Source organism: uncultured Bradyrhizobium sp., assembly GCF_936943645.1.
Lineage (GTDB): Bacteria > Pseudomonadota > Alphaproteobacteria > Rhizobiales > Xanthobacteraceae > Bradyrhizobium.
Genome location: NZ_CAKZJO010000042.1, coordinates 41,236 through 64,400 on the forward strand (window position 1 = coordinate 41,236; position 23,165 = coordinate 64,400).

Below are 23,165 nucleotides of genomic sequence, written 5' to 3' on the forward strand. Positions count from 1 at the left end.
GCTCTCCTCACAAGAAACGCGAGGGAGCGAACGCCGATGGCTGCAAGCAGTGTGCCCGCCAATACGAGCGGGCTGTTCGTCGAGCCGCGCGAGGACTGGCTCGCGCTGCATCGGGAGGAGATCATCGATCCCTCGCGGCCGATCGTCGATCCCCATCATCATCTCTGGAATCGCGGGCACCGCTATCTGATCGAGGAGATGGCCGCCGACGTCGCCTCCGGCCACAACGTCATCGCCACCGTCTATGTCGACTGCCGCTCGATGTACCGCGCGCATGGGCCCGAGGCATTCCGGCCCGTCGGCGAGGTCGAGTTCGCCAACGGCGTCGCCGCGATGAGCGCCAGCGGCGGCTACGGCAAGGCCGCGATCTGCGCCGGCATTGTCAGCCACGCCAATCTGTTGCTAGGCGACACCGCAAAGGCGGTGCTGGAGGCCGAGATCGCGGCCGGCAACGGCCGCTTCCGCGGCATCCGGCATTCCTCGGCCTGGGATGAGGATCCCGTCGTCGCCGGCATGTATGCGAACCGGCCGAAGGGCTTGTTGCAGGACACGGCCTTCCGCAAGGGATTTGCCTGCCTCGCCCCGCTGAACCTCAGCTTCGATGCCTGGCTGTTCCATCCGCAGATCGGCGAACTGACCGAGTTGGCGCGCGCCTTCCCCGACACCAGGATCGTGCTCGATCATTGCGGCGGCCCGGCCGGAACCGGCCGCTTCGCAGGAAAGCGCGAGGAGGTGTTTGCGCAATGGCGCGCCTCGATCCGTGACATCGCGACATGCGAGAACGTGGTGGTGAAGCTCGGCGGGCTCGCGATGTGCCTGCTTGGCTATGACTTCCATTTGCGCGAGAGACCGCCGACATCGGAAGAGCTTGCCGCGGCGTGGCGGCCCTATGTCGAGACCTGCATCGAGGCGTTCGGCGCCAGGCGCGCGATGTTCGAAAGCAATTTCCCGCCCGACAAGGGCCAGTGCAGCTACCAGGTGATCTTCAACGCCTTCAAACGGATCGCCGCGCCGCTGAGCGAGGCCGAGAAGACGGCCCTGTTCTCGCAGACCGCAACCGATGTCTACCGGCTCGAGCTGCCGTCATGACGAGAAGAGGGGCCGGGATGTGATCCCGACCCCTCTTCGTCGTGGCCGCTGGGAAGCGTCCTTGAAACCTTATGTGAGCTCTAGCCGGCGCCCATCAGCGATGCCGGACGGCGCTCGCCGGTCAAGGCGAAGGTCTTCTTGAGCTTGTTCACGACCCGGATCAGGAAGCCGATCATCACGGGATTGGTCTTGCGGCAGAAGGCAATCTTCTTGACGTAGCCTTCGACATGCCATTTGGCATGCGCGCCGTCGCGGAAGAAAATGACGTCGCCGGGGCCGTAACGCTTCGGCGGCATGCCGTCGCTTTCGAGCACGATCGATCCTTCCATGATCATGATCGTCTCGTCGATATCGTAGTACCAGTTGAAGCGGCCTTCGGTGCAGTGCCAGATGATGGTCGAGGCGGTGCCGTCGGCGCTGGTGGACAGGATGTGCGAGCGAGATACCGGGTTGCCCTCGATGATCCAGGACGGCTCGATCGGCCGCAACTCGAGGTCCACATTGCAACTACCGATTTCAATCAATGAACGCGACATCTTCTTCCCCAGGCGATATAATAAGTATGGCCGGGTCTCGGCCCGGATTGTTTCGAATGATGTTGGAACGCTAGTCACCGGTTTTTAATTCTTTCTTACGCAGGCCTCGAAAATCAGCCGGAAGTTGCAGGCGCAACGCGGTTAACGTCGCGATTTCCCTGCAAAATCGCGCACATGAACCCATCCTTTTTGGGGTGCGACAAAGTGCGCGGAAGCACCAAAACGGAGCCATGCCGATGCCCCTCACGCCCGAGGTTGTGACAGCCAATCGCACGGTCGTCGCCCGGCTCGCCAGTCTCGGCGTCTCCTTCGTGCCGGACGAGGAGCCCTGGTTCACCGTCGACGGCGTCGAAAACCCCCGGCAGATCGGCAGTGACGGCTCCGGCGGCGCCTTCGTGCTGATGCCGCCGCAGAATGTGCTTTACGTGTCATCGGAGGGACGCGCGGGAATGATCGCCGACACTTTCGAGGCGTTCATCCAGCTCGTCGTCGCCCGCCCCTATTGGCTCGACATCCTCAAATTTTCCGGGGGCGGCGACCTCCTGGAGATGCGTCGCGCGGCGGAGGCGCTGGAGGCAACGCTCGACGACGAGGACGAGATCAACCAGACCCGCGAGGAGATCCGCAAGAGCCTCGACCTGGGTGAAGCGGACGATCCGGTCGCCGCGCTCTACGAGGCGATCGCGGCTTCCGACGCCATCGTACGGGCCACCGACGGCAGCCCGTTCACGACACTGTTCAATCGCTTCAGCATCGACAACAATCCAATGCTGCGCAACGCGGCGGCGTGAGCCGTTCGGCAGGAACCGAGCGCGCGTTACTTCGCCCACTCGCCCTTGCGGAACACCGGCACCTTGCTGCCGTCGGGCAGGATGCCGTCGATATCGGTCTCGGCCGAGCCGATCATCCAGTCGATATGGATCAGGCTCTGGTTGCCGCCCTGCGCCGCGATCTGCTGCGGCGTGAGCTGGGCGCCATTGATGAAACACTTCGAATAGCACTGGCCGAGCGCGATGTGAGACGCCGCGTTCTCGTCGAACAGCGTGTTGTAGAACAACAGCCCGCTTTGCGAGATCGGCGAAGAATGCGGCACCAGCGCGACTTCGCCCAGCCGGCGCGCGCCCTCGTCGGTGTCGAGCACCTTGTTCAGCACCTCCGCGCCGCGCGAGGCCTTGGCATCGACGATCTTGCCGTCCTCGAAGCGCACGGCGATGTTGTCGATCAGCGTGCCCTGGTAGGACAGCGGTTTCGAACTCACGACATGGCCGTAGACGCGGCGGCAATGCGGCGTGGTGAAAACCTCTTCGGTCGGGATGTTGGCATTGCAGCTGATGCCGTTCTTGGCGGACGAGGCGCCGCCTTCCCATTCATGGCCGTCGGCAAGGCCGATGGTGAGGTCGACGCCGGGTCCGTTGTATTGGAGTGCGCGGAAGCGCTGGCCGTTAAGCCAGTTGGTGCGCTCGCGCAGCACCGCATTGTGGCTCGCCCAATTGCCGATCGCATCCTCACGATCGACGCGCGAGGCCGCGAAGATCGCATCCGCGAGCTTGCCGACCGCAACGTCCTCGGGATCGTCAGGGAATACCTGCTTGGCCCAGGACGGGCTCGGATAGGCGATGATGTTCCAGTTGGTGTCGAAATTGACGATCTTTTCCAGGGCGGGCTGATAAGCCATCGAGTTCGCCTTGCTGGCGCGCGCCACCTTGGAAGGATCTTCGCCCGACAGCAGCATCGGATTGTCGCCGACGATCGCGAGCCGCGCGGTGTTGTCCGAGAACGCCTTGGCCATGCCCTCGTAGAGCCAGTTGGCGGCGCGATCGAAACTGTTGTCGTGGCCATGGCGATAGCGCGCCAGCGTCATCTCCTCGTCCGACAGGATCGGCGTCACGATACCGGCGCCGGCCTTGTAGGCGTGCACGGCGATCCGACGCACCAGCGGCAGCGCGATCGCGGGCGCCGTCAGAAGCAGATCCTGTCCCGGCCGCAAGCCCAGGCCCACCTTCACCGCGACTTCGGCCAGCCGGTCGAGCTTGACGGGATCGATGGGAGTGGTGGAATTGCGGTGATCAATCATGCCGGGCCCTCTGCCGAAAGTCTCTCGTTCAATCTAAGTCTAGCATCGCAAGGCGCAAGTGTGCGAGCACCTTGCGGCACGGGGAAGATACGCAGTTTTGCGCATTTTGGTTTTCAACGCGTTGCCGATTTCAGCACCCGGTCAACCATGGCGGGCGCGAGCCCGAGGTAATTTTTCGGTGAGGTCAGCGCCTCGATTGTGGCACGATCGATGCGGCTCGTGATCCGCGTGTCCGCGGACAGCGCATCGGCCAGGCTCATGCCCTTCTCGTTGGCCTGACGGCAGGCGTCGTAAACCACGTCGTGGGCCTCCTGCCGGCCGAGCTGCGGCGCGAGCCCCATCATGACCGCTTCGGCCACGATCAGGCCACGGCTGATGGCGAGATTGTCGCTCATCTTCGCCTCGTCCACGATGAGACCCGCGAGCGCAAACTTCGCCTGGTGCAGCGCGCCGGCAGTCAGCACGAAGCTTTCGGGGATCGCCATCCATTCGGCGTGCCAGGGACCCGTGGCGCGCTCGAAATCCTGCACCATCGCATCCAGCATCAGGCCGGCATGCTGGCGCACCGCCTTGGACGCCGCAAGCATCAGTTCCGATGAGATCGGGTTGCGCTTCTGCGGCATGGTCGAGGAGGCGCCGCGTCCCTTGACGAACGGCTCGTAAATCTCGGCGAACTCGGTCGAGGCCATGATCATGATGTCGAGGGCGATCTTGCCGAGCGAGCCGGTGACGAGGGCGAGGAAGTTCACGGCTTCCGCAAATCCGTCGCGCGCGACGTGCCAGGTCGAGGCGGGAACGCCGAGCTTCAGCTCGGCGCACAGCGCCTCCTGCACCTCGAACCCCTTGTCGCCGAGCGAGGCCAGCGTCCCGGCCGCGCCGGCGAACTGGCCGACCAGCACCCGCGGCTTCAGCTGCGCCAGCCGCTCGGTATGGCGATCGAACATGGCGAGCCAGATCGCGGTCTTGTAGCCGAAGGTGACCGGCAGCGCCTGCTGCAGGTGGGTGCGGCCCGCCATCGGCGTGTCGCGATATCGCTTGGAAAGATCGGCGAGGATCCTGCGCAGCTCGGCGATGTCGCGTTCGACGATCTCCAGCGCAGCGCGGAGCTGCAGCACCACGGCGGTATCCATGATGTCCTGGGTCGTCGCGCCCCAATGCACGTAGCGGCCGGCCTCGCCGCATTGCTTCACCATCTGGTGCACCAAAGGAAGGATCGGATAGCCGACGATGTCCGTCTCCTGCCTGAGCAGATCGAAATCGAGCGCCGTCACGTCCGTCCGCGCCGCGATCGCCTCGGCCGCCTGCTGTGGGATCACGCCGCACTTCGCCTCCGCCCTCGCCAGCGCCACCTCGACCTCGGCATAGCGCGCGACCAGCGCGACGTCGGAGAACACCTCCCGCATCTCGGGCGTGCCGAAGGCGTCGCGGAACAGCATGGAATCGAGCACGGTGGTGGAGGCAGGGAAGGCGGGCATGGGGCGTTTCTTCGTGGCTGGTGTTTTTTCAGTGGGCGATAGCTTACGCAGACCGCATTGTCCGGGAAAGGACATTCACGATTGATCACTTCGCCATCCCAAAGGAGCGAGGCACGCGATGCGGGGCAGCGCAGGAGGAGCCTCGGGATGAACGCCTCATCGGCAATCGGCCCACAGAAACATTCCACCCGCGATTGTATTCCCTGCCCGAAGGCATGGCTGCCATCACCCCCTCGCGGTGAACCAAGCATGCCTGTCGGCAGACTCACGGTTTTCGACCCAAATTTCATTTTGTCGTTTTGCTTGCCTGTTTCGTCATGAGACCAGAGTTTTCGACGTGCAGTTTCTGTTCCGGGACCATCTTCTCGATACCGACAGGCGCGAGCTGAGCCGCGAACAGGTTCCAATTGCCGTGGAGCCGCAGGTTTTCGATCTCGTCGTCCACCTCATGCAGAACCGCGACCGGGTGGTCAGCAAGGACGAGTTGATCGACAAGATCTGGCACGGGCGCAGCGTCTCCGAATCCACTTTGACCAGCCGTATCAACGCGGCGCGCAAGGCGGTCGGCGACACCGGCGCCAGCCAGGCCCTGATCCGCACCATCGCCCGCAAGGGGTTTCGCTTCGTCGGCGACGTCGAGGCCAAAGACAGCACGATAGGGGACGCGATCGCGGCGGCTTCCGGCCGCACCGCATGGGTGCCGCGCGCGGCGCTCCCGCTTCCCGAGCGGCCTGCGATCGCGGTGCTGCCGTTCACCAATATGAGCGGCGAGGCCGGGCAGGATTATTTCTCCGACGGCATCAGCGAGGACATCATCACCGCGCTGTCGAAGCTGCGCTGGTTCTTCGTCGTCGCGCGCAACTCCTCCTTCGTCTACAAGGGCCGCGCCGTGCACCTCAGCGAGGTCGCGCGCGAGCTCGGCGTGCGCTACGTGGTGGAAGGCAGCGTGCGGCGGAGCGGTGAGCGGGTGCGCATCTCCGCTCAGCTCAACGACGTCTCGACCGGAAGCCATCTCTGGGCCGAGCGCTACGATCGCGAGCTTGCCGACATCTTCGCCGTCCAGGACGAGATCACCGAGGCGATCGTCGCCGCGATCGAGCCGCAGCTCTACGCCGCCGAAAGCTTTCGCGCCCAGCAGAAGCCGCCGGGGAGTCTGGACGCCTGGGACCTCGTGATGCGCGCATTATCCCATCACTGGCGCATCACGCGCGAGGACAACGCCGTTGCGCAAGCATTGCTGGAAAGGGCGGTCGCGATCGATCCCGCCTATGGCAAGGCGCTCGGCCTGTTCGCAACCAGTCACATCTTCGGCGCGCATATGGGCTGGGCCGACATGGAAGCGACGGTGCCTATCGCCGAACGCGCGGCCCTTGCCGCGGTGGAGGCTGATCGCGAGGACGCCTTCGCCCACCACGGCCTGGCCTACGCCTATCTGTTCCGCCGCCGCTTCGACGACGCGCTGGCCGAGTTCGAGCTGGCCTTGCGGCTCAATCCGAACTTCGCAATGGCACATGCCTTTTACGGCGTGACATTGTGCTACGCCGGACGATGGCAGGATGGCGATGCCGCCGCGCGCCGTGCGCTGCGGCTGAGCCCGCGCGACCCGCTGGCGGCGATCTATTGCGGGGTTGCGGCCTATGCCCGCTTCGTCGGCCGCGACTACGAGGGAGCCGTGCAGATGGCGCGGGAATCGATGCGGCAGCGCGGCGATTTCGTCGGCGCCCACCGCGTGCTGACGGCGGCGGCCGGGATGTCAGGAGACCCGGCACTCGCAGCTTCAGCCCTGGAAGGTCTGCGCCGCGCCCAGCCCGAGGTCTCACTCGCCTGGATCACGCGCGAACTGCCGATGCTGCGCGACGAGGATCGGTCGCACTATCTGGAAGGATTGCGGCGCGCAGGGTTGGCGTGACAGTGGCGCAACATGCGCGCGCGATCATCGACAGCTGAGCACTAGTCGTCGTCGTCCCCAAACAGCCTGATCTGCGGGAAGCCGCCGCGAGGCCGGCTGGCGTAATCGCGCGCATCGGAATCCTCGCGAACATTGCGCGCGACATCGTCCCAATCGGTGCGGTCACGCATGCCGCGCGGCTCGCGAGAATCGTAATGGCGACGTTCGGCCCAGCGCTCGCGACGCTCCATCCGGCGCCGTTCTGACGCGGCACGCTTCACGTCGGAATCCTTCGCCTTGGCAAAGGCATTGTCAGGTGACGATGTCGGATCGGCGGAGACCTGCTGCTCGGCGGGTTTTGCCGCCTTGGATAGCGCAGCGACCGCTGGCTTCGGCGGTTCCTTGAACTGTTCCTTGGACTGTTCCTTGGACTGTTCCTTGGACGGCTCGACCGCAGCCGCTTGCGAAGTCGGCGGTGCGGGCGGTTCAGCACTCGCCTGAGTGGGCTGCGTATCGGGCTTTGCTTCAGCCTGCGCGGGGGTCGCGACAATCGCGCCGAAGGCCTGCGTACCCGTGAGATAGTTGACGCGTTCCGAGGGCGCGTTGGTCGCGGCCGGCGCGCCGGCGGATTCGGCGCGCTGCGCCATCTTGCTGGTGTCCGGACCCTGTTTGGAAGCGACCGGATTCATGATGTTGCCGGCGACGATGCCACCGCCGAGACCAATGGCGATGGCCGCGATGATGGTTCCGGCACCGACGAAATAGGCAGTCGAGGCGCGCATTGATCCACTCCCTCTTTGGAGCGAGCAACGCACTTTGATTGCCAGATGTTCCTGATGCAGGAGCGGTTCCCGGAGGAAACCCCGCCTCAGATCTGCTGCGCGACCTTCTCGAGCCCGATGAGGCGGGCGAGCTTGCGCACTTCTTCCTTCTGATCGTCACGCAGCTGGAACAGCAGCGGCATGGCGGCCGACTTCAACTGCTGGACCTCGTCACAATTCGGATCGATCTGCGCACTGGGCGGCGCGTTCGGATTGGAGAGCTTGTTGGCCGAGATCTTGCGGACCACGTTGCGCAGGGCGGTCTCGACCGAAGGCCAGTAATATTCCTGCGACGAGGACAGCTTCAGGCGATCCCTGATGCCGGAGATCTGTGCGTCGGACAGCAAGGTATAATGTTTCTGCGGCTGCGGCTTGGCCACAACCTTCGGCTTGGCCGGAACTTCGACGGCGGGAACCTCAGCGGCGGCGGGCGCTTCGGACGCGGCCGGCGCGGCCTTCAACGGCTCCTTGGGCATCGGGAAATCGGCCGGCGTGGCGGCGGCAAAGGCCTGGCGCAGCGGCTCGGCCAGCACGGGCGCCTGCGAAAGCCTGTCGGCCGGCACCTGGACCGGCTCGATCGCGGCCGAAGCCAGGGCCAGGGTCGGGACCAGACGGTCGGCCTTGGCCGCGCGATTGGTTGCAAGGGGCTTGGCTGGAGGCGTCTGCGAGATCATCTCTTCGCTGACGCTGGGCACGCTGTCGCGGCCGAGAATAGCGGTGGTGGCAGCGCCGAGGACGAGGAAGCAGGTCAGCACGACGATGGTGATGGCTTTGGACAAACGTCTCTCCGGGAACCGCCGCTTCACGAGTTTGTTAACGTTGCCCGTGAAAAGGGAACGAATTAAGGCTTGAGTGTGCCTTCGTTGCGACAATCGGCATGTCTGCAGCGACACATCGCGCAAAAGCCAAGGAAATCAGGCAGCTGCGGACAGATCGTAGGCGTCCTGGATATCGGCGACGATTTCCGAGGCTTCCCAGACCGCGCGGGGCTCGACCGATTGCAGGGTCACCGTCCAGTTGCCGCCCCGGCGGGTGCGGGGGACGCTGACGATGTCGAAGCGGACATTGCGGCAGAGCGGATGACGGGCCAGCGCGTGGGCGACACGAACGCGGATTTCGTCCAGCGTCGCGGCGGTCTTGCTGTTGAGATAATCGAAATCCATCGCCTGTCCCTCTCGTCCTGATTGGCGGCCGTGAGGGGATTGTTGGCGGGCCTTGGTTAATCCGCCGTTAAATAAGGCATGTCGCGCGCGCGTTCGATTAACTGTGATCGGAATGGCAACTCGCGCCGTCCCGCAATTCTACGGGGAAGGGCGCGCCCTCGCCGCCCGGTATTCGGCTGCCGTTCGCGCGACGAGATCGCCGACGGCGAGCACCTCGGTGACCCCGGAGGTGGAATGTCCGCCGCTCCAGATATCGCGCCAGCGCTTCGGCCGGCTTTCGCGCGCGGCGATGTCGATATCCTCGGCGATATCGATCGCGCCACGCGTCGGCAGATTGTCGGGATCAAGCCCGGCCGCCACGATCGACGGCCGCAGCATGCTGGTCTGCAGGCCCGTGAACGCGGTGGTGAGCAGAATATCGTCGGCGCTGCTCTCGACCAGCATCTGCTTGTATCGATCGTCCGCCATGCTCTCGCGCGTCGCGATGAACTTGGTGCCCATATAGGCGAGATCGCAGCCGAGCAGTTCGGCCGCATGCAGCGCATGGCCATCGCTGATGCCGCCCGCGAGCACGACGATGCCGTCGTAGAACGCGCGCACCGCGCGGACGAAGGCGAACGGATTGAGCCAGCCGGTCTGTCCGCCCGCTCCCGCGGTGAGCAGCACCAGCCCGTCGGCGCCCGCTGCTGCGGCACGTTCGGCATGCCGGATGGAGGCGACGTCCGCCAGCACCAGCGCGCCTGCATCATGCAGCGGCTTCAACACCGGCGCCGGGGAGCCCACTGAGGTGATGACGATGTCCGGCTTGTGCCGCAGTAGGACGGCAAGATCCTGCTCCAGCCGCACATTGGAGCGGTGCACGATCAGGTTCGGGCAGAGCGGCGCGGCCTTGCGGCCGGTCTGGTCTTCGTGCTGACGCAGCCGCGCCTCGATCGCGGTGAGCCATTCATCGAGCTGGTCCGTGCTGCGACAATTCGCGGTGGGGAAGCTGCCGATCACCCCGCTCCGGCAGGAAGCGACCATGAGCTCGACGCCCGACACCAGGAACATCGGAGCTGCGATCAGCGGCAGGGCGAGACGATCACCGAAGCGTTGCAGTCGATCTGATGTCACGCCAATCTCCTCGTCACGCAGCTTCCCTCGTGCGGGCTTTGTGGTTTTCTCCCGCAGTCTCTGTGCTAGCGTCATCGGCAACATTGGCACGCCAGAAGCCGGTGACAAAGCAACGAGGAAACATATGTCCGATCCGCTTCACGCATCGTCCCCGACTTGCGCGCAGACGCTACGGGCGCTGTCGCGCTATCCAGGCCGCACCGCTTTCGCATGGCCCGGGGGATCGCTGAGCTATCAAGGCACGATCGACCTGATCGGACGCATCCAGGGCGTGTTCATGCGGCTCGGATTGCAGCCGGGCGCGCGCGTCGCCTTCCTCACCGCGAACCGCGCCGACACCTGGTGCGCCGGCGTCGCAGCGCAATTGTCGCGCCTCTGCATCACCTGGCTGCATCCGTTGGGATCGCTGGAAGACCAGCTCTTCCAGCTCGAGGACTCCGAGGCGGAGATGCTCGTGGTCGATGCGGCCGCCTTCCGCGACCGCGGCGGCGAGCTCTCCGCGAAAGCAAGCCGGCTGAAAGCGGTCTTCACCATGGGGCCGGCCGGCTATGGTGTCGATCTGCTCGCAACCATCGACAGCGCGGGCCACGCCAGCGCGCAGAACCTTGCCGGCTCCGATGATCTCTCCACGCTGAACTACACGGGCGGCACGACAGGCAAATCCAAGGGCGCGCTGCGCTATCACCGCGAGAATGCCGGAGCCGCCGCTGCGATCCTCGCCGATTTCGAGATCCCTGACGCGGCACGCTATCTCACGGTCGCCCCGATCAGCCATGTCGCCGGCACGAAGGTGCTGCCGACCCTGATGCGCGGCGGCACCGTGCACATGCTCAAGGGTTTCGATCCCGAGGCCGTGCTGGCCACGATCGCACGCGAGCGCATCAATTTCACGCTGTTCGTGCCGACCATGATCTATGTACTGCTCGATCATCCTGCGCTCAGCAAAACCGACCTGTCCTCGCTCGAGCTGGTGCTCTACGGGGCGTCGGCGATGTCGCCGAGCCGGCTGGTGGAGGGCCTCGAGCGCATCGGGCCGGTGTTCTCGCAGCTCTATGGCCAGACCGAATGCTACCCGGTCTCGGTGCTGCGCAAGAAGGATCACGATCCCAAGACGCCCGAGCTGTTCCTGTCCTGCGGCTTCCCGATCGCGGCCTGCGAGGTCAGGATCCTCGACGACAGCGACCAGGAGGTGGAGACGGGCGAGGCCGGCGAGATCTGCGTACGCGCGCCGCATGTGATGGCGGAGTACTGGAAGCGGCCGGACATCACCGCCGAGACGCTGAAGAATGGTTGGGTTCACACCGGCGACATCGCGCGCCGGGACGAGCGCGGCTACATGTTCATCCTCGACCGCAAGAAGGACATGATCGTCTCCGGCGGCTTCAACATCTTCCCGCGCGAGGTCGAGGACGTGCTGTCGCAACACGCCGATGTCGCCATGGTCGCGGTCGTCGGCATCCCCGACGAGAAATGGGGCGAGGCCGTCACCGCCATCGTCGTGCCGCGCGAGGGCGCAAGGCCCGATCCGGACGAGCTGATCAACATGGTCAGGACCCGGAAGGGCTCCGCCCATGCGCCCAAGCAGATCCAGTTCGTCAAGCAGCTACCGATGACCGGCGTCGGCAAGGTCGACAAGAAGGTGCTGCGGGCGGGTTTCTGGAGCGGTCGGGACCGCATGGTGGGGTAAATACCCCGGATTTCTACGGGGCCATTGTGGCCCCGGCACCACAACGTGCGACGGAGTGCATGCCGGCGAGCCCCGCGCGATTGCCGGCGAATCGGGGAATCACCTAGACCGCTGATGGGGCTGGGAAGCGGAGAGTAAGATGAGAGTCGCTTCCCTGGAAAGTGCAGTCGCCGCGGTCACGTTGATCACGGCTATCATCGTGGTGCTGTGGGAGATCAAGATCTTCTACGGAATGTGAACTGGCAGGATGCTCTGGTCGACACGACCGAACATCCCTTCCGCGGCGGCGGAAGCCTGCCGTTCCATCGGTCCGCGCACCCGCGAGCCTCCGCATATTCGACACAGCGACCACACAACAGCTGTCATCGCCCGCTCGACCGGGCGATCCAGTACGCCGAGACGGCTGCGATTGAATCGATGGGCCGCGGCGTACTGGATGCCCCGCTTTCGCGGAGCATGACAGAGAGAACGACGCACGGAGGTCGTGCGCCTCACCGCTTCTCGATCACCAGACTCTGCACCGCGCGGCCGAAATAGCCTTGCCGATCCGCCAGCCGCGACATCGCGAGGCCCGCGCCATCGGGACCGATCCAGGAGTCGCCGTCGAGCAAAATCCAATCGCCGACAGGCTGGCGCGCGAAGCTCACGGTGAGATCGGCATTGATGTAGGTCCAGGCGCGGAAATCGAGCGTCGAGGCGGTGCCGTTGGAGAAATCGGCGGCGACCACGGCGCGCATGGCCTGCGAGATCGCTTCGCCTTCGATCAGCGGATGATCGACACGAAACCAGATCGCGCCGGCACCGGCCTGACCAAAACGGCCACGCGCGGCGCGCATCGAAACCGATCGTACGAACGGGCTGGTGGCGGCGTGGCCGTCCTCGACCAGAGAGTCTTCAGGCGACGGCAAGGTGACCGGTGGCTGCTCGACCTCGGCGGGCAGGGTCAGCGCCTGACGCCTGATCTTGAGCACGGTGGCGCCGACGACCTGCACGCCATCAGCCAGCAGCTTGATCTCGCAGAGCTGAATCTTGCGGCCCTCACGCAAGACCTCGGTCTCGATCGTGAGCGGCGCCACCGGCACCGGCCGCATCAGATCGATGGTGACGCGCGCGATGTCCATCGGAGCAGGCGTCGGGATGCGCTCGGCCGCCCATGTCACCAGCGAGGCCGGCGCCGATCCGTGCTGCATGCGCCGGTCCCAGGGACCGGCGGCATCCGGGCTGGTGACGACGTTATTGCCGTCGACGCTGTAGATGGCGGTCATCACTCAACTCTCTGCTGGCTTTGAATGTCGGAGCTTAGCAAAAACTGTCGTCCCTGCGAACGCAGGGACCCATAACCCCAGGGAGAAGTTGTTGCGCGAGACTGAAAACCCCGAGTCTTCGCCAAACTCCTCCCTGTGGCTATGGGTCCCGGGTCTGCGCTAACGCTTGCCCGGGACGACGGTGGAGAGAGGCGGGACGACAGTGTTCTACAACGGCGGATCGATCGCTTCGTCATATTCCTTCTTGAAGCGCGCGATCAGCTCGGCTGCGGGAAGGACCTTGTCGATGCTGCCGATGCCCTGGCCCGAGCCCCAGATCTCCTTCCAGGCCTTCGGCTTGGCGCGTTCGCCGGAGGCGTCGGTGCCGAAATTCATCTTGGACGGATCGGACGTCGGAAGATTCTCCGGATCCATGCCGGCGGCCAGGATCGACGGCTTCAGATAGTTGCCGTGCACGCCGGTGAAGAGGTTGGAATAGACGATGTCGTCGGCCGTCGAACCCGCGATCATCTCCTTGTACTTCTCGATCGCGTTGGCCTCCTTGGTCGCGATGAAGGCCGAGCCGATATAGGCGAAGTCGGCGCCCAGGATGCGCGCGGCGCGGATCGCCTTGCCGTTGCCGATGGCGCCCGACAGCGCGATCGGACCGTCGAACCACTTCCGCGTCTCGGCGACGAAGGCGAGCGGTGAGATCGTGCCGGCATGGCCGCCCGCGCCGGCCGCGACCAGGATCAGGCCGTCGGCGCCCTTCTCGATCGCCTTGTGGGCGAATTTCTGGTTGATCACGTCGTGGAAGACGATGCCGCCCCAGCTGTGCACGGCCTGGTTCAGCTCCTCGCGCGCGCCGAGCGAGGAGATCACCATCGGCACCTTGTACTTGGCGCAGAGCTGCATGTCGTGGTCGAGCCGGTTGTTCGACTTGTGCACGATCTGGTTGACCGCGAACGGCGCCGACGGCTTGTCGGGATTGGCACGGTCATAGGCCGCGAGCTCCTCGGTGATCCGCGCCAGCCATTCGTCGAGCAGCTCCGGCGGCCGCGCATTCAGCGCCGGAAACGAGCCGACCACCCCCGCCTTGCACTGCGCGATCACGAGATCGGGCACCGAGATGATGAAGAGCGGCGAGCCGATCACGGGGATCGACAGGCGCCCTTTGAACAAGGCAGGCATGGACATTTCGGAACGATCCTCTGTTGGCCGGTCAATGGCAGGTTGGGCGCCATACCAACAAGGCAATCTTTCCACTGTCAAGTATTGCGTTTTGCCGCCGGGCTGAAGCGGTTGCCGCAATTCCAAGCAGCGGAATTCCGTTGCTGTCATTCCGGGGCGCGCCTCTTGGCGCGAGCCCGGAATCCATTTCGCTATTCGCGCTGAGGCCCGATGGATTCCGGGCTCGCGCTTCGCGCGCCCCGGAATGACGGGCGGTAGCTTACCCGATCAGATCCGGATTAATCAGCCGCTCGAACGAGAACATCTCGTCCCACTTCTCCTGCGTCAGCAGCTTGCGTTCGGTCACGACGATCTGGTGCAGCGACTTGCCGCTCTTGTAGCCCTCGCGCGCGATCTCGGCGCATTGCTTGTAGCCGAGCAGCGGCTTCAGCACGGTGACGATGCCGAGCGAGTTCAGCACCATGTTGCGGGTGTGCTCCTCGTTGGCGGTGATGCCAACGACGCAATTCTCGCGCAGGCTGTTGACCGCGCGCTCCATGGTGCGGATCGAGAAGAACAGCGCAAACGAGATCACCGGCTCCATCACGTTGAGCTGGAGCTGGCCGGCGGAAGCGGCCAGCGTCACCGTGGTGTCGAGCCCGATGACGAGGAAGCTGGTCTGGTTGACGACCTCGGGGATCACGGGATTGACCTTGCCCGGCATGATCGAGGAGCCCGGCTGCAGCTGCGGCAGGTTGATCTCGTTGAAGCCGGCGCGCGGGCCGGAGGCGAGCAGGCGGATGTCGTTGCAGATCTTCGTCAGCTTGCTCGCGGTGCGCTTCAGGACGCCCGAGAGCTGCACATAGGCGCCGGTGTCCGAGGTCGCCTCGACGAGATCGCCGGCGAGGATGAAGTCGACTCCGGTGAGCGCACTCAAATGCCGGACCGCGAGCTTGGGATAGCCGACCGCGGCCGTCACCGAGGTGCCGATCGCGGTGGCGCCGAGATTGATCTCCCGCAGCAGCGCCCGCGCTTCCGAGATGCGGTCGACCTCCTCGCCGATGGTGGTACCCCAGCCGCGGAATTCGGCACCTAACGACATCGGCACTGCGTCCTGCAGATGCGTGCGGCCCATCTTCAGCACGCGGTCGAACTCGCGGCCCTTGGTGAAGAAGGCTTCCTGGAGCTGCCGCAGCGCGGTCATGTAGCTCTCGAGCCGCAGGATCAGCGCAAGGCGAAAGGCGGTCGGGTAGGTGTCGTTGGTCGACTGGCCGTAATTGACGTGATCGTTGGGGCTGACGTGCTGGTAGTCGCCCTTGCCGAAGCCGAGCGACTCGAGCGCGAGATTGGCGATCACCTCGTTGGCGTTCATGTTGGTGGAGGTGCCGGCGCCGCCCTGGATGAAGTCGGTGACGAACTGGTCCATCATGTCGCCGGCGATGACGCGGTCGCAGCCGAGGATGATCGCGTCCGCGACCTTGGCGTCGATCGCCCCGAGGTCGCGATTGGCCATGGCGGCGGCTTTCTTGACGTAACCGAGCGCCTTCACGAAGTAAGGCTCCTGGTTCATCGGAATGCCGGTGATGTGGAAGTTCTCCTTCCCCCGGATGGTCTGGACGCCGTAGTAGATGTCGTCGGCGATCTCACGCTGTCCGAGGAAGTCCTGCTCCGTACGGCTCATGGGCGCTCCTTAGTTGCTTGCGCGCGGCGAGATCACGTCAGTTCTGGCACAGCGCGCTCGTCACGAAAGTGTCGGTGCGGCAGTCGTCCGGCTTGCGTTGCCGGCCCGGGATCAGGACCTTGGCCGAGCATTTCTCGGCGGAGTCGGCATTCAGGCTCTTGCCTTCCTTGTAGCCCTTGCTCTGGCAGAGCTGGTCGGCGGCCTGCTTGCAGTCGGGCGCGCCGTTCGACGAGGCCGGACAGGCCACCCGCCCCGACACCATGGTCGAGGGCTTGGCCAGCCGCGACAGGTCGTTCATGGTTTCGCTGAGGCTTTTGATCGGCGGCAGGATCGAGGGCAGCTTGTCAAACAGCTTGCCCATTTCATGGATCAGCCCGGGATTTTCCTCGTGCGCCGGCGGCGCCGAAGGAGCGGGTGTCGAGGGGGGCGGCGCGGCCTGCGGTCCCTGGTCCTGCAGGCCAAGGCTCGGAGGCGCGGATTGCGGCCAGGCCGTCCCGCCGGCAGCGAGCAGGAGCAGCAGCGCCGCTGACATCAGCGTCCCCTGCCACGCCGCCGGATTGCCGGATCGAACCATCATGATAGCAACCGTAACCGAAGCCGGCCCGGCGGCAAAGCCGCCTTGGGGTCTATTGATTGAGCATGATCTCCGCGCAAACGCGTTACGCGTTTGTCGCGAGGGAAAGCCGCTTCGCCCTTTGCGCTGGCGCGGCCCTCCGGGTCCGGATCAAGCTCTAGATCAGTTTGATGGCGATGACGAAGCCCAGCACCAGTGCCGCGGCACCGACCGCCACCACGAGACCGAGATGCTTCTCGATCTTGACGCGGATCCAGTCGCCGTAGCGGTTGAGCAGGATCGCGACAATGAAGAAGCGCCCGCCGCGCGCGACGACGGAGAACAGGACGAACAAAAGCAGATTGTAGCCGGCAAAGCCCGACGTGATGGTGACGAGCTTGTACGGGATCGGCGTCAGCCCCTTGAGCAGGATGATCACCGCGCCCCATTCGGCGTATTTGGCGCGGAAGCCGTCGACCTGATCACCGAGCCCGTAGAGCTGGATCAGCCAATGGCCCAGTGAGTCATAGAGCAGCGCGCCGATGGCGTAGCCGAGAACTCCGCCGAGCACCGAGGTCACGGTGCAGACGGCAGCATAGAGCCAGGCACGCTGCGGGCGCGCCAGGGACATCGGGATCAGCATCACATCCGGAGGGACCGGAAAGAAGGAGCTTTCGGCGAAAGACACGATGCCCATGATCCAGAGCGCGTAGGGCTTGTGGGCGGCGTCGATGCACCAGTCGTAGATACGTTTCAGCATGGCGCCGCGATGAAGCACCATGGGACGGATTTGTCCATCGCGAGTTTGTGACGTTCTAGTGGCGCTTCCGCGCGGCGCGGCCCTCGAGCGCGACGATTGGCCGCCTGGCGGCCACCCGCGGTGACGCGACCTTGGGCAGCTTCATCGACGATTTCGGCAGCTTTTCGGCAATGCCGAGCATGTCTTCCCGCCGGGTCATCTCGCGCCAGACGTCCTCGGGGCGCACGCCGGCGGAGGCCCACAGCACGGTGAGATTGTACAACAGGTCGGCGCTTTCGCGGATCACGGCGTCGGTGTCACCATTGACGGCATCGATCACGACCTCGATGGCCTCTTCGGCGAGCTTCTTTGCCATTTTGGAGGGCCCGCGTTGAAACAGCCGGGCCGTACGCGATGTTGCCGGATCAAGATCTCTGGCCGCGAGCACAGCCAGATATAGCCGCTCAAGCGAATCACTCATGGTATTCAAAACTACTCTAAACAAATGGCGAGCGTGTTAACGCACGGCAACAAAAGCAGAAAACAGGCCGCCGCGGCAAGCGCGACGGCCTGTTCAGGTTAAGGTCGGTCGCCCTGCTTAGTAGCAGGTCGAAATGTTACCCTGGCCGCCCTGGGCGGACTGGTAGGGACCGCCGCAGCGGTGGTACGGGCGCGGGCCGATATAGGAATCACCGCCGTAATAGACCGGACCGTCGTCATAGTAGACCGGGCCGCCGCCATAATAGGCGGGCGCGTCATAGGCGTAGGCGTCACGCGTGGCGGCGATCGCGAGGCCGGTGCCGATGGCGCCGGCGATGGCGGCGCCGGCAAAGGCCGCGCCACCTCCGCCATGCCAGTGGCGGCCACCAGCGTAGGAGGCAGTCGGGGCGACCGCGGTCAGTGCCAGCACGGCGGCAGTGGCGAGAACGGCCTTGCGGCCGGTGAACTTCGAAAAGCTGTCAAACATGTTCTGGACCCTCCTTGGGACCTCGAATGGTGCCTGCAGACAAGGCTCATGTCTTTCAAACACGCAGCCCCATGTTGGGTTCCCCAACCCCAACACAAGCTGAACGGGGTTGCGTAATCGTGACGCAACCGCCGCTCATCCTCCGTTCATGTTGGCATGGACAGACTGAACGCCAGCCGGCGCTGCGAGCGTCACCAAACCATAACAATGCGGGACCGGCGCAACCGATGTCGAAATTCAAGACGACGGCCCTTCGTTGCCTGCTGGCTCTCTCGATTTCGCTTGCAACGCTCGTCGCACGCGGTGTCAGCGCGGTCGAGACCGCTGCGCCGTCCTCCGTTGCGATTCACTTTACCTTTGACCGCCCGTTCGATGCGAGCATGGCGCCGTTTTTCCTTGCGGCGAAGGATGGCAGGTTCAGCACTGAGCGTCTGAACGTGACCTTCAGCAGCGCGACCGGATCGCCGGAGGCGCTCGCGCGCGTCGCCAAGGGCGACAGCGAGCTTGCACTCGTCGACATCAACGAGTTGATCCGGTTTCGCAACAAGGACGATGCGGCGCCGATCAAGGCGGTGTTCGTGCTGTTCAACCGCGCGCCCTACGCCATCGTCGCGCGCAAGAGCCGCGGCATCAATGCCTTGCCGGATCTCGATGGCAAGACTGTCGGCGTTGCCGACGGCGATCTGTCGATGCGGCTATGGCCTGCGCTGGCGCAACAAAACGGCATCGCGACATCGCATGTCAAATTCCACAAGATGAGCGCAGCCGTCCGCGAGCCGATCCTGTCCGCGGGACAGGTCGATGCCGTCGCGGGCTTCAGCTATCTCTCCGCGGTGAACCTGCGTGATCGCGGCGTGCCCGGAGCCGATCTCGTCGTGCTGCGTTATGCCGATTATGGCTGTGAGGCCTATGGCTTCGCCGTGGTGGCCAATGCCGCCTTCGCCGCAGCAAAGCCGGATGCCGTGAAGGGTTTCATCAGCGCCCTGATTGCCGGCATCGCCGCGACCGTCAAGGAGCCGGCACGGGCAGCGGACGAGGCCGCAAGCCGCATCGACGGGGGTGACCGCGACCTCGAGCTCGAACGCCTGCGCACCGTCCTCGCCGACAACGTCCTGACCGACGAGGTCAAGCGCAACGGTCTCGGCGGTATCGAGCCACTGCGCCTGGAGCGTTCGATCGACCAGGTCGCGCAGGACTTCAAATTCCGCAAGCGGCCGACCGCGAGCGACATCTTCGACGACCGGTTCCTGCCACCGGTCGCGGGCCGGCTGATCAACTGAGAAAAACTGACAGCTTCCGCTATATCTCGCGCGCGATCCCTGCTTAGAATACAGGCTCCGTCACCCGCCTGAGTTCGTCGCCCGCATGTCCATCTTCCGTCTCTATACCCGCGTTCTCGAGCTGCTCGGCAAGGAGGCGCGGCTGGGCTGGCTGCTCGCGGTCGCCAACCTCTTGCTGGCGGCTTCGCAATTCGCCGAGCCCGTGCTGTTCGGCCGGATCGTCGACGTGCTCTCCGGCAAGACGGTGGCCGGCTCGAATTCGGCCTGGCCGTTCCTCATCGCCTGGGTCGCGTTCGGGCTCTTCACCATCCTATGCAGCGCGCTCGTGGCCCTGCAGGCGGACCGGCTTTCGCACCGCCAGCGCCAGGCCGTGCTGACCGACTATTTCGAGCACATCCTGCAACTGCCGCTGACCTTCCACTCCGGCACCCATTCGGGCCGGCTGATGAAGGTGATGCTCAACGGCACCGACGCCCTGTGGCGGCTGTGGCTCGGCTTCTTCCGCGAGCACTTTGCCGCGATCCTCTCGGTCGTGGTGCTGCTGCCGCTGTCGCTCTACCTGAACTGGCGGCTCGCGATCCTCCTGTTCGTGCTCTGCATCGTCTTCACCGCGCTGACGACCTTCGTGGTGCGCAAGACCTTCGGCATGCAGATGGAGGTCGAGGAACACTACAGCGAGCTGTCCGCGCGCGCATCCGACGCCCTCGGCAACGTCGCGCTGGTGCAGAGCTTCGTGCGCGTCGAATCCGAGGTGAAGGGGCTGCGCTCCGTCGCCGACGATCTGCTGGCCGCGCAGATGCCGGTGCTGTCGTGGTGGGCGCTCGTCACCGTCATCACGCGGGCCTCCACCACCATCACGGTGCTCGCGATCTTCTCACTCGGCATCGCCCTGCACGACCAGGGGCTGACTTCAGTCGGCGAGATCGTGATGTTCGTGAGCTTCGCGACGATGCTGATCCAGAAGCTCGAGCAGGTCGTGAGCTTCATCAACAACGTGTTCATGGAAGCGCCGCGGCTGCGCGAGTTCTTCAATGTGCTCGACGCCGTGCCCGCGGTGCACGACCGGCCCGACGCGATCGATGCCGGCAGGCTGTCCGGCCTCGTCGAGTTCAACGACGTCACCTTCTCCTATGACGGCAAGCGGCCGGCGATCGAGGACCTCACCTTCACCGCGCTGCCCGGCCAGACCATCGCACTGGTCGGCCCGACCGGTGCCGGCAAATCGACCGCGATCGCGCTGCTGCATCGCGCCTTCGATCCGCAGTCCGGCTTCATCAAGATCGACGGCATGGACGTGCGCGGCGTGACGCTGACCTCGCTGCGGCGGAACATCGGCGTCGTATTCCAGGAAGCGCTGCTGTTCAACCGGTCGATCGCGGAGAATTTGCGCGTCGGCAAGCCGGATGCGACCGAGGCCGAGATGCGCAAGGCGGCGGAGCGCGCGCAGGCGCTCGAATTCATCGAGCGCAGCGGCGGGTTCGAGACCAATGCCGGCGAGCGCGGCCGTATGCTGTCCGGCGGCGAGCGGCAGCGCCTGTCGATCGCCCGCGCGCTGCTGAAGGACCCGCCGATCCTGATCCTCGACGAGGCGACCTCCGCGCTCGACGCCGTCACCGAGGCCAAGGTGAATGCCGCTCTCGACGAAGTGATGAAGGGCCGCACCACTTTCGTGATCGCCCATCGCCTCTCCACCATCCGCAATGCCACGCGGATCCTGGTGTTCGAGAACGGCCGCGTGATCGAAGGCGGAACCTTCGATGAACTCGTCGCCAAAGACGGCCATTTTGCCGAGCTTGCGAGGGCTCAGTTCATGGTGCAGGACAGCGCGCGGGCCAGCGTGACGGCGTCTGAGGCTGCCGCGACGGCTGCCAAATCCCCCTAGCAAGTCCCCACAACACCGTCGAAATTCGGCCTATTTCATTGCGGAATACCGCACCGAGCCCCCTATTCTCGACGCACCAGCCGGTATAGGTTTGCGGCGCCGCAAGCGGCGGCGCTGGATTTCAGAACCGACAATCAGATCACGAGAGCCGCCCGTATCAGGCGGGTCTCCAAGGACCGGAATCGGATAGTGCACGCCCTACGCCCGCTGCTTCGCAAATCCTTGTTCAACCTGTTCGCTGCGACGCTCGCCTGTGCCGCGCTGCTTGCGCCGCGCGCGGCGAGCGCCGAAGCGCTGCTGCTGATCGAGGCCGATAGCGGCAAGGTGTTGCAGGCCGATAATGCGACGGTTCCCTGGTATCCTGCCTCCGTCACCAAGATCATGACGGCCTATGTGACGCTGAAGGCGGTCAAGGACGGCCGGCTGACGCTGGACACGCTGCTCACGGTGTCGCCGACGGCCGCCTCGCAATCGCCCTCGAAGATGGGGTTCCGTCCGGGAACGCAGCTCACGGTCGACAACGCGCTGAAGATGATGATGGTCAAGTCGGCGAACGACATGGCCGTGGTGCTGGCCGAAGGCGTCGGCGGCTCGATCGACGGCTTCTCGGCGATGATGAACGATACCGCGCGAAAGCTCGGCATGACGCAGACCAGCTACGTCAATCCGAACGGCCTGCCCGCCGACGGCCAGATCACCTCGGCGCGCGACCTCGGCATCCTCGCGCGCTCGTTCCTGCGCGACCTGCCGGAATACGAATATTTCGTGCACATCCCGGCCATCCGCTTCGGCAAGCGCATCACCGGCAATTTCAACAAGCTGATCGGCCGTTATCCCGGCGCCGATGGCTTCAAGACCGGCTTCATCTGCGCATCTGGCTACAATCTCGTGGCGTCGGCCACGCGCAACGGCCGCCGGCTGATCGCGGTGGTGCTCGGCTCCACTTCCGGCACGGCGCGCGCGGTGAAGGCGGCGCAGCTGCTGGAGCGCGGCTTCAGCCAGGATAATCTGACGTGGCTGCGCCCTTCGCTCGGCACGGTCGAGAACCTCGTGCCGGTCGACGCCTCGCCGCCGAACCTGCGCGACGAGATGTGCGGGCCCCATCGCAAGCGGCCGGCCAGCGACGACGACGATGCACTGATTGCGGCCAATGGCAGCCCGTCGGGATCGGCCTCCGCGACCGGCGGCGAAGCCCAGGTCACCTTCTTCACCGCCGGCCTGCAGCCGCCGCTGATGAAGGCCTCCGAGCTGATGGCCTCGGCGCCGGCGGCGGCCGAGCCCGTGCTGGTCTATACCGGCCCGACCCGCACCGGCACCGCCCTGATCGCGGCGGTCGCGGCCGACGCCGACCAGCAGGCGGCGTCCAAGCCGCGTGGCAAGAAGTCGCGCGTGGCCAAGAAGCCGGATGCGGCCGACAAGCCGAAAGACGCGGGCAAGGACACCAAGACGGCGGCAGCCAAGCCGGCTGAAGCCAAGAGCGGCGGCAAGAACGACGTCAAGAACGACACCAAGGCTGCGGCGAAGCCGGCGGCGCCCAAGCACGCCACTGCGGCCAGGCATGATACTGCAGCAAAATCCGCCGAGAAGCCTGCAGCCAGCGGCGATCAGAAGCCCGCCAAGCCCAAGTCCGCGACCAAGCCCGCCGCGAAGCCGGCCAACAACAGTTAACGGCGCCGCTGACTGCGACGGCCGACGCTTCGCACCTGCGGCAGCGCCGCTTGCGACGATTCCAGTAGCCACTCCCCAACCTTTGCCCTAAGCCTCGACGGCTTGCCACCCGTTCCGGCAGGTTCGATACTGGCG

21 protein-coding genes are annotated in these 23,165 nt (G+C 65.0%); 7 read left to right on the plus strand and 14 right to left on the minus strand.

What is annotated here, in order from left to right; translation table 11 throughout:
- Positions 1-36: 36 nt before the first annotated feature.
- Positions 37-1,089 (plus strand): amidohydrolase, encoded by a 1,053-nt coding sequence (locus Q0743_RS05880; protein WP_298240636.1) that lies wholly within the window; start codon positions 37-39, stop codon positions 1,087-1,089.
- An 80-nt stretch (positions 1,090-1,169) separates the two neighbouring features.
- On the opposite strand, the gene Q0743_RS05885 is transcribed toward Q0743_RS05880, so the two are convergent.
- A complete protein-coding gene (locus tag Q0743_RS05885; protein ID WP_298240637.1) occupies positions 1,170-1,625 on the minus strand; it encodes a cupin domain-containing protein in 456 nt (151 codons plus the stop codon).
- Between the two features lie 236 nt (positions 1,626-1,861).
- Between Q0743_RS05885 and Q0743_RS05890 the strand changes: the two genes are divergently transcribed.
- Positions 1,862-2,416, plus strand: a complete 555-nt coding sequence (locus Q0743_RS05890; protein ID WP_298240638.1) for a hypothetical protein — start codon at positions 1,862-1,864, stop codon at positions 2,414-2,416.
- A gap of 26 nt (positions 2,417-2,442) precedes the next feature.
- Here the strand turns inward: Q0743_RS05890 and Q0743_RS05895 are convergent, their stop codons facing one another.
- Together Q0743_RS05895 and pcaB are read right to left on the minus strand one after the other, a co-directional pair.
- Positions 2,443-3,699 (minus strand): aminopeptidase, encoded by a 1,257-nt coding sequence (locus tag Q0743_RS05895; RefSeq protein WP_298240639.1) that lies wholly within the window; start codon positions 3,697-3,699, stop codon positions 2,443-2,445.
- 113 nt (positions 3,700-3,812) lie between these two features.
- Positions 3,813-5,174: a 3-carboxy-cis,cis-muconate cycloisomerase gene (pcaB, locus tag Q0743_RS05900; RefSeq protein ID WP_298240640.1), complete on the minus strand. Its 1,362-nt coding sequence runs from the start codon at positions 5,172-5,174 to the stop codon at positions 3,813-3,815.
- Between the two features lie 337 nt (positions 5,175-5,511).
- Between pcaB and Q0743_RS05905 the strand changes: the two genes are divergently transcribed.
- Positions 5,512-7,083 carry a winged helix-turn-helix domain-containing protein gene (locus Q0743_RS05905; RefSeq protein ID WP_298240641.1) on the plus strand — a complete coding sequence of 524 codons (1,572 nt, stop codon included), beginning with the start codon at positions 5,512-5,514 and terminating at the stop codon, positions 7,081-7,083.
- A 41-nt stretch (positions 7,084-7,124) separates the two neighbouring features.
- On the opposite strand, the gene Q0743_RS05910 is transcribed toward Q0743_RS05905, so the two are convergent.
- The 4 genes from Q0743_RS05910 to Q0743_RS05925 form a co-directional block, all read right to left on the minus strand.
- Positions 7,125-7,844, minus strand: a complete 720-nt coding sequence (locus tag Q0743_RS05910; protein ID WP_298240642.1) for a hypothetical protein — start codon at positions 7,842-7,844, stop codon at positions 7,125-7,127.
- 86 nt (positions 7,845-7,930) lie between these two features.
- A complete protein-coding gene (locus Q0743_RS05915; RefSeq protein WP_298240643.1) occupies positions 7,931-8,662 on the minus strand; it encodes a hypothetical protein in 732 nt (243 codons plus the stop codon).
- 135 nt (positions 8,663-8,797) lie between these two features.
- A complete protein-coding gene (locus Q0743_RS05920; protein ID WP_166818777.1) occupies positions 8,798-9,046 on the minus strand; it encodes a hypothetical protein in 249 nt (82 codons plus the stop codon).
- A 138-nt stretch (positions 9,047-9,184) separates the two neighbouring features.
- Entirely contained in the window at positions 9,185-10,159 is a 975-nt protein-coding gene (locus tag Q0743_RS05925) for a nitronate monooxygenase (protein ID WP_298240644.1), read from the minus strand.
- 124 nt (positions 10,160-10,283) lie between these two features.
- Between Q0743_RS05925 and Q0743_RS05930 the strand changes: the two genes are divergently transcribed.
- Positions 10,284-11,846 carry an AMP-binding protein gene (locus Q0743_RS05930; RefSeq protein ID WP_298240645.1) on the plus strand — a complete coding sequence of 521 codons (1,563 nt, stop codon included), beginning with the start codon at positions 10,284-10,286 and terminating at the stop codon, positions 11,844-11,846.
- 491 nt (positions 11,847-12,337) lie between these two features.
- Here Q0743_RS05930 and Q0743_RS05935 read toward each other — a convergent pair whose 3' ends face one another.
- From Q0743_RS05935 to Q0743_RS05965, 7 genes are all read right to left on the minus strand, one after another.
- Positions 12,338-13,111, minus strand: coding sequence for a thioesterase family protein (locus Q0743_RS05935; protein ID WP_298240646.1), 774 nt, complete (start codon positions 13,109-13,111; stop codon positions 12,338-12,340).
- A 207-nt stretch (positions 13,112-13,318) separates the two neighbouring features.
- On the minus strand, positions 13,319-14,287 hold the full coding sequence (locus Q0743_RS05940) for a nitronate monooxygenase family protein (RefSeq protein WP_298240647.1): 969 nt from the start codon (positions 14,285-14,287) through the stop codon (positions 13,319-13,321).
- Positions 14,288-14,540: 253 nt separating this feature from the next.
- Positions 14,541-15,941, minus strand: coding sequence for an aspartate ammonia-lyase (locus Q0743_RS05945; protein WP_298240648.1), 1,401 nt, complete (start codon positions 15,939-15,941; stop codon positions 14,541-14,543).
- 37 nt (positions 15,942-15,978) lie between these two features.
- Positions 15,979-16,518, minus strand: coding sequence for a hypothetical protein (locus Q0743_RS05950; protein ID WP_298240649.1), 540 nt, complete (start codon positions 16,516-16,518; stop codon positions 15,979-15,981).
- 154 nt (positions 16,519-16,672) lie between these two features.
- The gene (locus tag Q0743_RS05955; RefSeq protein ID WP_174718732.1) at positions 16,673-17,275 is read right to left on the minus strand and encodes a YqaA family protein; all 603 of its coding nucleotides are present in this window, start codon (positions 17,273-17,275) and stop codon (positions 16,673-16,675) included.
- 34 nt (positions 17,276-17,309) lie between these two features.
- On the minus strand, positions 17,310-17,714 hold the full coding sequence (gene hisE, locus Q0743_RS05960) for a phosphoribosyl-ATP diphosphatase (protein WP_028140691.1): 405 nt from the start codon (positions 17,712-17,714) through the stop codon (positions 17,310-17,312).
- A gap of 117 nt (positions 17,715-17,831) precedes the next feature.
- On the minus strand, positions 17,832-18,200 hold the full coding sequence (locus Q0743_RS05965; RefSeq protein ID WP_298240650.1) for a hypothetical protein: 369 nt from the start codon (positions 18,198-18,200) through the stop codon (positions 17,832-17,834).
- 227 nt (positions 18,201-18,427) lie between these two features.
- Here Q0743_RS05965 and Q0743_RS05970 point away from each other — a divergent pair, with 227 nt between their 5' ends.
- From Q0743_RS05970 to Q0743_RS05980, 3 genes are all read left to right on the plus strand, one after another.
- Complete coding sequence (locus Q0743_RS05970) at positions 18,428-19,480, plus strand: ABC transporter substrate-binding protein (RefSeq protein ID WP_298240651.1); 1,053 nt, start codon at positions 18,428-18,430, stop codon at positions 19,478-19,480.
- 85 nt (positions 19,481-19,565) lie between these two features.
- Positions 19,566-21,362 (plus strand): glucan ABC transporter ATP-binding protein/ permease, encoded by a 1,797-nt coding sequence (locus Q0743_RS05975; RefSeq protein ID WP_298240652.1) that lies wholly within the window; start codon positions 19,566-19,568, stop codon positions 21,360-21,362.
- Between the two features lie 189 nt (positions 21,363-21,551).
- Positions 21,552-23,030 (plus strand): serine hydrolase, encoded by a 1,479-nt coding sequence (locus tag Q0743_RS05980; RefSeq protein ID WP_298240653.1) that lies wholly within the window; start codon positions 21,552-21,554, stop codon positions 23,028-23,030.
- Positions 23,031-23,165 lie beyond the last annotated feature (135 nt).

What these genes read in the sequence shown, in the direction of transcription:
- Q0743_RS05880 (WP_298240636.1), top strand. Translation starts at nt 37, where the DNA reads ATGGCTGCAAGCAGTGTGCCCGCCAATACGAGCGGGCTGTTCGTCGAG.
- Q0743_RS05885 (WP_298240637.1), bottom strand. Translation starts at nt 1,625, where the DNA reads ATGTCGCGTTCATTGATTGAAATCGGTAGTTGCAATGTGGACCTCGAG.
- Q0743_RS05890 (WP_298240638.1), top strand. Translation starts at nt 1,862, where the DNA reads ATGCCCCTCACGCCCGAGGTTGTGACAGCCAATCGCACGGTCGTCGCC.
- Q0743_RS05895 (WP_298240639.1), bottom strand. Translation starts at nt 3,699, where the DNA reads ATGATTGATCACCGCAATTCCACCACTCCCATCGATCCCGTCAAGCTC.
- pcaB (WP_298240640.1), bottom strand. Translation starts at nt 5,174, where the DNA reads ATGCCCGCCTTCCCTGCCTCCACCACCGTGCTCGATTCCATGCTGTTC.
- Q0743_RS05910 (WP_298240642.1), bottom strand. Translation starts at nt 7,844, where the DNA reads ATGCGCGCCTCGACTGCCTATTTCGTCGGTGCCGGAACCATCATCGCG.
- Q0743_RS05920 (WP_166818777.1), bottom strand. Translation starts at nt 9,046, where the DNA reads ATGGATTTCGATTATCTCAACAGCAAGACCGCCGCGACGCTGGACGAA.
- Q0743_RS05930 (WP_298240645.1), top strand. Translation starts at nt 10,284, where the DNA reads ATGTCCGATCCGCTTCACGCATCGTCCCCGACTTGCGCGCAGACGCTA.
- Q0743_RS05935 (WP_298240646.1), bottom strand. Translation starts at nt 13,111, where the DNA reads ATGACCGCCATCTACAGCGTCGACGGCAATAACGTCGTCACCAGCCCG.
- Q0743_RS05940 (WP_298240647.1), bottom strand. Translation starts at nt 14,287, where the DNA reads ATGTCCATGCCTGCCTTGTTCAAAGGGCGCCTGTCGATCCCCGTGATC.
- Q0743_RS05945 (WP_298240648.1), bottom strand. Translation starts at nt 15,941, where the DNA reads ATGAGCCGTACGGAGCAGGACTTCCTCGGACAGCGTGAGATCGCCGAC.
- Q0743_RS05950 (WP_298240649.1), bottom strand. Translation starts at nt 16,518, where the DNA reads ATGATGGTTCGATCCGGCAATCCGGCGGCGTGGCAGGGGACGCTGATG.
- Q0743_RS05955 (WP_174718732.1), bottom strand. Translation starts at nt 17,275, where the DNA reads ATGGTGCTTCATCGCGGCGCCATGCTGAAACGTATCTACGACTGGTGC.
- hisE (WP_028140691.1), bottom strand. Translation starts at nt 17,714, where the DNA reads ATGAGTGATTCGCTTGAGCGGCTATATCTGGCTGTGCTCGCGGCCAGA.
- Q0743_RS05965 (WP_298240650.1), bottom strand. Translation starts at nt 18,200, where the DNA reads ATGTTTGACAGCTTTTCGAAGTTCACCGGCCGCAAGGCCGTTCTCGCC.
- Q0743_RS05970 (WP_298240651.1), top strand. Translation starts at nt 18,428, where the DNA reads ATGTCGAAATTCAAGACGACGGCCCTTCGTTGCCTGCTGGCTCTCTCG.
- Q0743_RS05975 (WP_298240652.1), top strand. Translation starts at nt 19,566, where the DNA reads ATGTCCATCTTCCGTCTCTATACCCGCGTTCTCGAGCTGCTCGGCAAG.